Annotated in this window: 8 protein-coding genes, 6 pseudogenes and 1 other annotated feature; of the genes and pseudogenes, 9 read left to right on the forward strand and 5 right to left on the reverse strand. The window is 52.4% G+C overall.

Annotation, left to right across the window (positions count from 1 at the left end; all coding sequences use genetic code 11):
- Position 1: 1 nt before the first annotated feature.
- Positions 2-328: pseudogene (locus ACT3RQ_RS16470) on the reverse strand (IS3 family transposase); the annotation flags it as partial.
- Positions 329-456: 128 nt separating this feature from the next.
- Positions 457-573: a sequence feature (AL1L pseudoknot), on the reverse strand.
- The gene (locus ACT3RQ_RS16475) at positions 531-812 is read right to left on the reverse strand and encodes a transposase (protein WP_192536304.1); all 282 of its coding nucleotides are present in this window, start codon (positions 810-812) and stop codon (positions 531-533) included. It overlaps the preceding feature by 43 nt.
- 60 nt (positions 813-872) lie before the next feature.
- Here ACT3RQ_RS16475 and ACT3RQ_RS16480 point away from each other — a divergent pair, with 60 nt between their 5' ends.
- The 4 genes and pseudogenes from ACT3RQ_RS16480 to ACT3RQ_RS16495 form a co-directional block, all read left to right on the forward strand.
- A complete protein-coding gene (locus ACT3RQ_RS16480) occupies positions 873-1,442 on the forward strand; it encodes a UvrD-helicase domain-containing protein (protein ID WP_225734541.1) in 570 nt (189 codons plus the stop codon).
- Positions 1,443-1,448: 6 nt separating this feature from the next.
- Positions 1,449-1,721, forward strand: coding sequence for a hypothetical protein (locus ACT3RQ_RS16485; protein WP_192536306.1), 273 nt, complete (start codon positions 1,449-1,451; stop codon positions 1,719-1,721).
- A gap of 157 nt (positions 1,722-1,878) precedes the next feature.
- A pseudogene (locus ACT3RQ_RS16490) lies at positions 1,879-2,270 on the forward strand (transposase); the annotation flags it as partial.
- Positions 2,255-2,392, forward strand: a pseudogene (locus ACT3RQ_RS16495) (IS30 family transposase); the annotation flags it as partial. The pseudogenes ACT3RQ_RS16490 and ACT3RQ_RS16495, both read left to right, overlap by 16 nt.
- A 220-nt stretch (positions 2,393-2,612) precedes the next feature.
- On the opposite strand, the gene ACT3RQ_RS16500 reads toward ACT3RQ_RS16495, so the two are convergent.
- From ACT3RQ_RS16500 to dctP, 3 genes are read right to left on the reverse strand one after another with little or no spacing between them, the layout of a single operon-like run.
- Positions 2,613-3,914, reverse strand: a complete 1,302-nt coding sequence (locus ACT3RQ_RS16500; RefSeq protein ID WP_192536307.1) for a TRAP transporter large permease — start codon at positions 3,912-3,914, stop codon at positions 2,613-2,615.
- Positions 3,907-4,425: a TRAP transporter small permease gene (locus ACT3RQ_RS16505; RefSeq protein WP_192536308.1), complete on the reverse strand. Its 519-nt coding sequence runs from the start codon at positions 4,423-4,425 to the stop codon at positions 3,907-3,909. The genes ACT3RQ_RS16500 and ACT3RQ_RS16505 overlap by 8 nt, the downstream gene beginning before the upstream one ends.
- A 28-nt stretch (positions 4,426-4,453) precedes the next feature.
- Positions 4,454-5,464, reverse strand: a complete 1,011-nt coding sequence (gene dctP / locus ACT3RQ_RS16510; protein WP_192536309.1) for a TRAP transporter substrate-binding protein DctP — start codon at positions 5,462-5,464, stop codon at positions 4,454-4,456.
- Positions 5,465-5,636: 172 nt separating this feature from the next.
- Here dctP and ACT3RQ_RS16515 point away from each other — a divergent pair, with 172 nt between their 5' ends.
- From ACT3RQ_RS16515 to ACT3RQ_RS16535, 5 genes and pseudogenes are all read left to right on the forward strand, one after another.
- Positions 5,637-7,064, forward strand: coding sequence for an aminotransferase-like domain-containing protein (locus ACT3RQ_RS16515; RefSeq protein ID WP_192536310.1), 1,428 nt, complete (start codon positions 5,637-5,639; stop codon positions 7,062-7,064).
- A complete protein-coding gene (locus ACT3RQ_RS16520) occupies positions 7,045-8,289 on the forward strand; it encodes an NAD(P)/FAD-dependent oxidoreductase (protein WP_192536311.1) in 1,245 nt (414 codons plus the stop codon). Before ACT3RQ_RS16515 ends, ACT3RQ_RS16520 begins: the two co-directional genes overlap by 20 nt.
- 199 nt (positions 8,290-8,488) lie before the next feature.
- Positions 8,489-8,674: pseudogene (locus tag ACT3RQ_RS16525) on the forward strand (Rid family hydrolase); the annotation flags it as partial.
- 87 nt (positions 8,675-8,761) lie between these two features.
- A pseudogene (locus ACT3RQ_RS16530) lies at positions 8,762-8,893 on the forward strand (IS256 family transposase); the annotation flags it as partial.
- Positions 8,894-8,964: 71 nt separating this feature from the next.
- Positions 8,965-10,148: pseudogene (locus ACT3RQ_RS16535) on the forward strand (IS3 family transposase).
- The last annotated feature ends 697 nt before the right edge of the window (positions 10,149-10,845 follow it).

Raw genomic sequence — 10,845 nt, forward strand, 5'->3', positions numbered from 1 at the left:
TCAGTACCAATCCCGTTTTCATCGACGCTGCTACACGCCAACCTACGATACAGCGTGCATAAACATCGATAACGAACGCAACGTAAACGAAGCCAGACCAGGTAGCGACATACGTAAAATCGGCCACCCAAAGCTAATTAGGACGCATGGCCGTCAAGTCACGTTTCACTAAATCAGGTGCTCGTTTCTGGCCGGGATAACTGATCGTCGTGAAGGGGCGTAGGCCTCGCACCACGCCGCGAATCCCTAGGCGTCGCATGAGCCGTTCTACGGTGCAACGAGCAACATTAACGCCCTCACGGCGAAGTTGCCGCCAGACCTTACGAGCACCGTAGACGCAGAAGTTTTCCTGCCACACCCTCTGAACCTCCGCCGTAAGAATCGCACATCCTGCGGATATCGATCTGCCCGCCCCTCAGGATCGGTCTCAAGTGCCTTGTGGTGGTAATACGTCGATGGGGCGATTGGCAGCTGGCTACAAATCGACTCAACCTCGAGCTGAACACGATGCTCGTCGATAAATGACACCATCAATTGGGTTTCCGGTCGAGTTCCGCCTGGGCGAAAAAAGCAGCCGCCTTACGGAGAATTTCATTGGCGCGCTTCAATTCGACGTTTTCACGCTCTAGCTGCTTGAGTCGTTCATTTTCAGGCAGGTTAACCGAGCTATCTTCCTGTGTGAGTTCTGAGCGTTTGCACCAGGCTCTTAAGGTCTCTGGTGTACAACCAAACTTGCTGGCAATGGAGCAGATCGCCGCCCACCGCGTAACAGTGCTTAAAGAAAATCCGCAACGGCGCCATATTGTCATCATCATGCGATCATGGGTGGCTGGTCTTTTACCTTGCTGACTTAAGAAGTGGCCTTTGGATACTTGGTATATATTGAGGACAAGGAACCTGAGCTTCCAGTTCCGGCAGGTTTTGAGGTATATATTGACTGGATCCGGCAACAGGACTTCACAAGTGCAAATGCGGCCATCGGCAAGGATTATCGGCACAAACTCGCCCCGAACCTGTGCCTGGAGGACATTCTGGAAGTGGTGAGGACATCTGACTGGTCACTGGCCCAAGACATTCGCATCGCCCTTCACGCCTATGTGATCAGCGCCGACAAAGAGATCAGCTACCGTCATTGGCCGCTCCCCAAAGGGGCTGCTTCCAAAGATAAAGATCGACAGGCCATCGTCACCCACCATGCCAAGCAACTTTGGCTGCAAATGAGCGACCTGAATAACCGCAACGTCTCTATTACCCACGACGGCTATTTCAAGTTGTTCCAACTCAGTCAGCCGGATTTGTCGTCGCGTTACGATATTGTTCTGCTCGATGAAGCTCAGGACTCCAACCCCTGCGCGGAAGCGATTGTGATAGACCAGCCCAGGTGCCGCGTTCTTTTGGCCGGTGATCCGTACCAGGCCATCTATCAGTGGCGGGGAGCCTAGAACGCCATGGCGTCACATCGCGTTAAAGATGTCACCGTGATGCGCTTGGCTACGTCCTTTCGCTTTGGCGCAAAGATCAGTGACACGGCCAATGCCTTGCTGGCGCTGCAAGGCGAAACCGTCCCGCTCAAGGGACTCGCCGACCGGCAGGATTGCGTCGTGCCTGCCCAGCAGTTCAGGCTCAAACACTCGCCAGTACCGCAGGTGACGTTTTGGCAAGGGGGGCGGCCTACACTTCTCACGCCGCCAGCTCTCGGTTCACCTGGTCGGCGGCAGTGATGCTTACCCGATTAACGACATGGAAGATCTGTTCTGGCTCTCGCGTGGCAAGCGCAAAAAAATACGCAGTAAGCAATTGCTGAAGGACTTTGAAGATTTCGATATGGCGGTCTCAATGAGCAAGTGCAACACTTAACCTATCAGGTATGGTATTGCCATGACTCATTGTTATCGCCATCTTTCTGCTGAAGACCGAGCTGCCATCATGCTGATGCAGGGGCACCACTCGATTCGTGCCATCGCGCGTCAGCTGGATCGTGCACACAACACCATTTCACGAGAACTGACACGCCACACGGTCAGGTCTGACATAGCGTATGACGCTAGTCTCGCTGGATACCGAGCCTGACTGACCCACTGTCGGCCTCGACGTTCTCCGAAGCTGCACCTCGATGGTGAGCTGTTCGAACTGGTGGCCTACCTGCTGCGCAAGTACTGGTCACTAGAGCAAATAGCCCACACTGAAGCGTAAATTTCCTGATAACACTTACCTCCATGTCTTCACACGAAGTCATCTACGATGCGCTCCAACTTATAGCCAAGAAGAGCTAGATGCCATTGCTTTAGAGCTAAATATGCGGCCTCGAAAACGCTTTGATTTTAAATGTCCGATAGAAGTCATGAGCGAGCTAATGGCCAAGTATCATGAGAGCCCATCAACTATCCAATGAGGGTGTTGCACTCAGAATCTGCATCCGCCCTTATCATTTAAGTTCTCCACAAATCCATTCGGAGCAAGCCTACCCGGCTAAACAAAGGCCCAAAGATTACTGAAATTTCCGCTATCCATTATCGCCGGGTGTCTAATGGTCAATAACCGCTCAGGCTTGATCCGGTGATTCAAACCAACTCTGTCTGTATACTCTTCCTTTAACGGACACAAGTTTCCTATTAATACCCCATCAGACGTGGCAGTGTCAGCGACAGCGCAGGAAAGTAAGTTGTCAGCATGACGACAGGCATATACGCAAATAGCAAGAACACACAGGTGGGAGAAAGCATCTGTACCAACGGCACCTTACCCACTAAGGAACCAAGATAAAGTAGCGGCGCGGTAGGCGGTGTAATCAGCCCCATACCTAAGTTGGTAGTGATGATCGCAGCGAAGTGGACAGGATCAATCTCAAGATTATGCATGATGGGCATCAACATAGGCGTGGCCAACAGGATAGCGCTAGCATCGTCCATTAGCATGCCAACAACAATAAGAAACAGATTAACCATCAGCAGCAGGATGAGCGGATTATCGCTAACATGCGTAAAGCCTTCAAGCATCAGCTGCGGCACATTCTGCATCGTCAGCATGCGCGATAGCATAGAGGCAAAAAAAACCAGCACCAGAAGTACCCCGGTCATCTGCCCAGCCTTCCAAAGGGTTGTGTATAGATCCTTCCAGTCCATATCGCGATAGATCAGCACACTCAAAGGCATGGCATAAATAACCGCCACAGCGGCCGCCTCGGTTGGCGTAGTTACCCCCCCATAGATACAACCGAGAATAATCAGCGGCATGAACAGGCCAAGACTAGCTCGGCGGCCACGCCGGGCAACCTCTTGCCCCCACTCGCGCGCTGGTAACGCTGGCATCTGCTGCAATGGCATACGGCGAGTAAGCACCCAGTTCCAGAAACAGAACAGCGCGATGAGCAAGAAAGCCGGTATGATCGGCGCAAGAAACGCAGCCGTAATAGAAGTGCCAGACACCCAGCCATAAAGAATAATCGACGCACTAGGCGGCAATAGCAGCGCCAGCACGGATGAGCAAGATACCAAACTAGTCGCATAGCCACGGTCATAACCGTTCTCTACCATGCGAGGAATCATCGTAGTGCCAATCGCTGCGACTGCAGAAGAAGCCATACCCGATATTGCACCAAACACAGCCGTTGCGAGCACAACCACAATACCTAAGCCACCGCTAAACCGACCCACGATGGATTCAGCTAAATCAATAAGCCGATTGGCGATGCCGCCTTGGCTCATGATCGCCCCAGCGATTATATAGAGCGGAATAGCCAATAACACCACAGAAGACACTTGACTAAAGCCAGCACTCACCAAGAACGTCGCGTTCCCAAAATCGCCAACAGTAAACAGAAACAGCACTGCAGCCGCAAAGCACAGCGGAACCGGCAAACCAATCACTAGTAACACGCATAGAATCACTGCGTCGATAAGAATGTATTCAAGCATGGGTGCCTCGGCTCCTCGTCCAGAGGACGATGGTCTCAATCAGCTCAAAGAAAAAATATAACGTCATCAAAGCCAGGCCGACGGGGATCGCCATTTGCGCATATCCCACAGGAACATTAATTTCGGTAGACATCATATTGAATTGCAGCGACCACTTAGCCAGGCCATAAGCCCAGACTGTCATCCAACCCGATATCACCACTGACAATGCACCAACCAAAAGCTTAATCACACGCTGGGCAAGCTCACCCCGCCAGACCAATGACACTAACGAAGCAGACATATGGCCACGCTGCTCGGCGCCGATAGCGGCGCCGAGGAAATACAGCCACACGGCTATGTAACAAGCGATTTCTTCAATACCGAAGATCGCCATCGAAAATACATAGCGCGAAACCACCTGAATAAAGATCAGCAGTGTGATAGCCAATCCCGACATCACCACCAGAAAGCGCTGTAGGGCAACCTTCGCACACCATAAGCGGCACAGAAAACGAGAGACTTTTAACATATTGTTACCTCGCTAAGGCTTCGTCAGCTCAGTCTAGCGCTAGGCCTGTGCGTAGCTCGCTCATCATGTCGTCACCCAGCTCATCGCCAATGTCTGGCCACACCTGCTCGCGGGTAAAGGTTGCTAACTGTTGTAATTGCTCAGTGGATAAACGAACAACATTCACGCCCTCTGCCTCAAGCGCTTCAAGCTGTCGCTCATCGGCGGCTTCCACCTCATCAAAGCGTTGGGAAGAAACCTCTTGGGCAACATCTACCAACAATTGCTGGTCAGATTCCGGTAGCGACGCTAGGCGCTGCTGGTTCATGACAAACCAACCCAGCTCTAAGTGGTCGTTGTACTGAACCCAAGTCTTCGTGATGTCCTTGAAATTGCTGTAAGCCATTTCAGGAGAGCCACCAATCTGACCATCCACAACGCCCGTTTGCATACCGGTGTACAGCTCAGCCCACGGAATAGTAGCCACTTGGTAGCCCAAGTTCTCCATCAAAGTGCGGTGCGTGGTGCCGCCCGGCCATACACGAATTCGCAAATCCTTATCTTCGCCTGGCGTAGCCGGGTTATTCACTTCTTTCGTAAAGCCCGCGCCGCCCATGCCATCGGCAAACACACCCAGCAAGCGTAACCCCTGCTCCTCAATTAACCCATCCACGATATTGAAGGCAAAACCATCACGCTCGTAGGCCGATTCAGCTTCCGCATAAGTGGGTGCAATGTAAGGAAACCAAGCAATCGCTAAGCGCCGATCAAAATTAGTAGAAAGAGGTTGTAGGCCAATATCGACCGCACCCTGCATAAGCAGAGCGTGCGTTTCCGTCCAGTCACCAAGTTGGCTAGAAGGATACACAGAGATATCAATACGCCCATCGCTACGCGCCTCGACTTGATCAGCGAATGCCTGAGCTGCCTGCCCAGCGTCCGAGTCCGCACGATACATATGGGTTAAACGCAGCGAAACATCCCCAGCATATGCGTAGACTGAACTCATACTCACGGCCGCAAGCGTCGTAATAGCGAAGAATTTACGTAGAGGCTGCATAACCTTCTCCTGATCCATCGTTGTCTAGTTAGTATTATGTTTAATTGTATGGCGACACAATCAATACAATCATGGAAAATTGTGAATATCAATCCTCAATATCTTGGTTTTTTCATTCAAAACGCATATTATTTGTCAATACAAGCAGCACAATACATCTAAAGGCACTTCAATGTTAGATACTCTGCTTACAGAAGTAGAGAAGGAGCTTGGCTCCCTCAATCACCCTGAACCGCTCTATATCCAGCTAGCCCAAGCGCTTTCGAACGCCATACGCTCGGGCCAGATTGGGCTAGGTGAAAAACTTCCACCGCACCGTGAGCTGGCGAAGCGTTTAAAGGTCAATGTTTCCACCGTCACTCGAGCCATGGCGATTCTACAGGACGATAAACTGATCGAGACCCGGCCCGGACGCGGCACTCGTGTTTCCGCCTATCGCTCAGAGGAAGCCCAATTCCAATCAGCACCACTTAACGAAACAGGCATCATCGATCTCAGCGTTAACCGCCCGGCTACCGATGCCTATAACCATGTACTCGCAGCACTATTGCCCGAATTACCGCTAGACCCCCGCTTTTCTTCCATGAAGGACTATCACCCTTCCGAAGGGCCAACCTGGGCGCGTGAAGCTGCCGCCGCCTGGCTGTGCCAGCAAGGGCTAACAGCGAACGCCTCACAGGTCATCATGTGCGATGGGGCACAGCACGGCCTAGCGCTAGCGCTTCGCGCCATCGTCGAACCGGGTGAAACAGTGCTGGCTGATGACATTACTTACCAAGGGATTGCCGCCCTGTGCCGCACGCTGGATGTAAACCTTGAGGGCGTGCGTACTGACGAACGGGGCATGGTGCCGCAAGCGCTTCAAGACGCCTGCAACAAACACGCGCCTCGTGCTGTTTTCATCGTTAGCTCCATACAAAACCCAACGGCCGTTACCTTGGACCAAGAACGGCGTAACGAGCTGTTAACAGTGATAGAAGCAGCGGGCGTACTGCTGATAGAAGATGATGTCTACCGGCCACTGCTGGATACGCCTATTCCCCCCCTAGCCAGCAGCCTGCCTGAGCAAACGCTTTATATAACCTCGCTATCCAAATGCGTGGCTCCCGGCCTACGGATAGGCTTTATACTCGCCCCCGCCGACCTCGTTACCGATTTAAGCTCCAGCCTACGCGTAGATTGCTGGAGTACAGCGCCACTTTCTGCCTTGGTGGCAACACGACTAATGGAAAGCGGCAAAGTGCGCGATTTAATCGTCGTTCAGCGTGAGGAATTACGCGCACGGCAAGCAATACTCCGCCAAATAATGGGCGACCTAGACGTACACAGTGGCCCCACAGCGCCCCACGCCTGGCTGAAACTGCCTGACAGTTGGCAAAACCACCACTTCAGCAATGCGTGCCTCAACAAAGGGGTAGCGGTGCTCCCTGGCTCAGCATTTGTCCTCGCCCCCCAGAACACCTCTAACGCCATACGCATCAACCTCTCTGCGGCCTCCACCCGTGAACAGCTTACCCACGGGCTGACGGTCATCGCTGAGTTGTCTCGAAACGGTCCACCCCCTCAACCAAGGCTTTCTTATGACTCCAACACGCAATGAGATTATCGTCATCGGCGGTGGCGCCGTAGGTATTGCCTGCGCCCTATGGCTGCGCCGCGATGGTCACCAAGTCGTCCTGCTAGAACCTGAGGACATTGCCGGTCAATGCTCCTATGGCAACGCCAGCACACTTTCAGAGTACGGTTGCACCCCTGTTGCCAATGCCTCTGTTTGGTCGCAGTTGCCTAACCTGCTGTTCTCTAATAATTCTCCCTTCGTGGTTCAGTGGACGCGCCTTCCAGAGCTAATGCCCTGGTTGTTGCGCTTTATGGCCCAATGTAACAAACGCTGCGCAACGATAAATGCGCAGCGCCTTGCACGCTTATTAGGGCAAACTTTCAGTGGTTATGGCCCCCTGCTTGAAGCAGCACCCCAAGCACGTGAGCTGATTCGCAATGAAGGCTGCCTATACGCCTATACCACTGAAAAAGGGCTAAAAAGCGCGCAAGCGGGCATTGCTTTACGCAGCTCGCTCGGTGTCGAGCAAGAGATACTCAACGCTGCCGGCGTTGCAGCCCTAGAACCCGCCATGGCGGGGAAAAGCGTTGGGGGCGTCCTCTTCCCAAACTCGTGCCACCTCCGCGATACACAAGGCTTTATACAGGCACTCGCCCAGCCCCTACTTTCGGAAGGCAGCATTCTAAAAGGCCGCGCACGCGGATTACGCACCGCCAACGACGGTGTGCATATTGAGTGTGAGGATGGGAAAACGCTCTTGGCTGATCGCGTTGTATTAGCTGCAGGTGCCTGGTCAGCAAAACTTGCCGCCACGCTTGGCGAACGTATTCCACTAGATACGGAACGAGGCTACCACGTTGAGTTTGAGTTAGGCCGCGAAGTGCTCACGCGCCCCACCTGCCCTGTAGAAAGCGCCTTTTATATGACCCCCCTGGCCAACGGCCGCCTTCGCGCCGCAGGCACCGTAGAACTTGCCTCGCTACGCGCCCCCACCAACCCAGCACGCATCCGCTTTATCGAAGAACGGGTACGTAAGCTGATGAATATTGACGCCCCGGTTAGCCACCAATGGATGGGGATGCGCCCCACCCTACCCGACTGTGTGCCGGTGATTGGCCCCAGCCGCTACGACTCCCGGGTTATTCACGCCTTCGGGCACCAACACCTCGGCATCACCTTAGCCGGCACCACCGGTGAGCTTGTAGCGGCGTGCGTACGCGGCCAAGCTCCTGACTGGCTTAACGATTATAGCGCCGCCCGTTTCTAAAACCAAGAGCCACCAGGATCACCCATGTGCATTCAACGCCACAACACCTCCCCCCGCATGAGCCAAATTGTCGTGCATGGCAACATGCTCTATCTTATAGGCCAAGTAGGGGTAGGGAAATGTGGCGAGCGCCCCCTAACAAACCCGCCAAGCTCTAGCCGAAGTAGAGCGCCTACTAAAAGAAGCAGGCTCTTCGCCTAAACATATTCTGCAGGCCATCGTCTGGCTAGCCGACATGAAAGATTTTGAAGCAATGAATGCCGTATGGGATGCACGGGTACCCGCAGGCCACGCCCCAGCGCGCGCCCGTGGTGAATCTCGCCTGGCCGCCCCAGGCTATCTAGTCAAACTCATGATCACCGCAGCCATCATTTATCCACGTTAAGTACCTAAACGTAGCGACACGCAGTAATGTGCATGTGTTGCGTATCACCGCCGTTACCGCTCTACACAGTGTGTCATTATCTACAATCTTACCGATGAGCTGGAGCGCAAGATCATCGCCCTGTTTGCGCTCGGCAACAGCTATCAGGACATCCGGGCTCATATTGCCGAACTGTATGATATCGAACTTTCCAACGGCACCATTAATGCCGTCACCGATGTAGTGGCATAGTGAATTTGGCCACCTAATTAGAGGTGCTACTATGCACCAAGACATCACTAGGTGGCAGCATGGCAACAAGACCAAAACGTAACTTTAGCCCTGAATTCCGGCTCGAAGCAGCACAGCTAGTCGTTGATCAACACTATACGGTTCGAGAGGCGGCTGAAGCCATGAATGTGGGGTATTCGAGCATGGATAAATGGGTTCGTCAGTTACGCCAAGAGCGTGATGGCCAAAGCCCTAAAGCTACGCCCATGACACCCGATCAGCTCAGGATTCGCGAGCTTGAAAAGCGCATCCGTTACATTGAGATGGAAAAAGATATCTTAAAAAAGGCTACCACCGCTCTCTTGATGTCGGACTCCCTGAACACTTCTCGCTGATCGAGAAACTCAAGACGAGCTACCCGGTAAAAAAACTGTGTGACGTGTTTGGCGTGCATCGCAGCAGCTTTAAATACTGGAGGCAACGTTCAAAAAGACCTGTGTGTGCCACGAAAGCCAAGGAAATAGCCAAGGTCAGAGAACTATTTCGCGAGAGCGAAGGCTCGGCAGGTGCGCGCAGCATTGCAGAGATGGCGACAAGGCAGAATATTCCGTTAAGCCGCTATCGCGCTGGCCGCCTGATGGAAAAACTTGGTTTAGTGAGCTGCCAAGTTCCTGGGCACACCTACAAGAAAACAGGTGATGAGCATGTTGAGATACCGAACCACTTAGAGCGACAGTTTAACGTCGAGGCACCCAACCAGGTTTGGTGTGGCGACGTCACGTATATCTGGACTGGCAATCGCTGGGCTTATCTAGCCGTTGTCATGGACTTATTTGCTAGGAAAACGATTGGCTGATCAATGTCGTTATCACCCGATAGCAAACTCACCAGCAGTGCATTAAAAATGGCTTATGAGAGTCGTGGGCGGCCAAAAGGTGTTATGTTCCACAGCGATCAGGGCAGTCATTATACGAGCCGCAAGTTCCGTCAGACGCTCTGGAAATGTCAGATAAAACAAAGCCTAAGCCGACGTGGGAACTGCTGGGATAATGCGCCAATGGAGAGGTTCTTCAGGAGCTTAAAAGTTGAATGGGTGCCAACGTACGGCTATCGCTCATTCTTGCAGGGGCAGCATCATATCGTGAACTATTTAATCGGGTATTACAGCCAGCTTAGGCCTCACCAACATAACGGTGGTATGAGTCCAAATCAGGCAGAGGAAAAATACTGGGTTAACTATAAACCGGTGGCCAGTTTTACTTGACCACTACAGTTGAACCGAGTGTAGCGAAGCACAGTCGATTCTTCTTTGTATGATCTGTACACATTTTGCAGCATGAAACATCTCGCGGGGGATAAACCCTTTCTGATTGAAGCCTCCAAAGCGAATAAGAAGGATCGGGTCTATGTACGCTCTGTACAGATTACCCAGGACAGTAAGACAAGGCACCCACGTTCTATGTACGGAGTGAACGGGTTTCTATGTACGAATCGGACAGGTTTCTATGTATTATTTGGACGGATTTTATCGCTAAATTTCTGTAATTGATAGACTTTTTTGAGTCTTTCTTCTTTCCTTTAGTCCTTCTTCCCTTTCCATATATCCTTTAAAGATCGCAAGCCAAACCCTGAAAAGGTAATGTCCTCTACGCGGTTGTAACTCTAGCCACTGACAGTAACGAGCGCATCAAGTGATTCCCAGAGCAGACCATCGACATCGCCTCTGCTATCCTCGTATGCTGCCTCAAAATCCAAAATCCAAAAGCGTGTCAAAGCCAAAGGTGCTCACTATCAAGATTAAAGTCACCTGCCAGTATACGAGGCACACCAGGACAGGCTACCTCACCCAAACCACTGCCAATAGGCAGCCGGTCGCGCACACTGTCTCCATACAGAATATGCACGTAGGCGATTGCAAATATATCGCTCTCGCTGGTATCTCAATCGGTAAACAGCGCTGA

This window comes from Halomonas sp. AOP43-D1-4 (assembly GCF_052446175.1).
GTDB classification, from domain to species: Bacteria; Pseudomonadota; Gammaproteobacteria; order Pseudomonadales; family Halomonadaceae; genus Vreelandella; species Vreelandella citrativorans.

What these genes read in the sequence shown, in the direction of transcription:
- ACT3RQ_RS16475 (WP_192536304.1), bottom strand. Translation starts at nt 812, where the DNA reads ATGATGACAATATGGCGCCGTTGCGGATTTTCTTTAAGCACTGTTACG.
- ACT3RQ_RS16485 (WP_192536306.1), top strand. Translation starts at nt 1,449, where the DNA reads ATGGCGTCACATCGCGTTAAAGATGTCACCGTGATGCGCTTGGCTACG.
- ACT3RQ_RS16500 (WP_192536307.1), bottom strand. Translation starts at nt 3,914, where the DNA reads ATGCTTGAATACATTCTTATCGACGCAGTGATTCTATGCGTGTTACTA.
- ACT3RQ_RS16505 (WP_192536308.1), bottom strand. Translation starts at nt 4,425, where the DNA reads ATGTTAAAAGTCTCTCGTTTTCTGTGCCGCTTATGGTGTGCGAAGGTT.
- dctP (WP_192536309.1), bottom strand. Translation starts at nt 5,464, where the DNA reads ATGCAGCCTCTACGTAAATTCTTCGCTATTACGACGCTTGCGGCCGTG.
- ACT3RQ_RS16515 (WP_192536310.1), top strand. Translation starts at nt 5,637, where the DNA reads ATGTTAGATACTCTGCTTACAGAAGTAGAGAAGGAGCTTGGCTCCCTC.
- ACT3RQ_RS16520 (WP_192536311.1), top strand. Translation starts at nt 7,045, where the DNA reads ATGACTCCAACACGCAATGAGATTATCGTCATCGGCGGTGGCGCCGTA.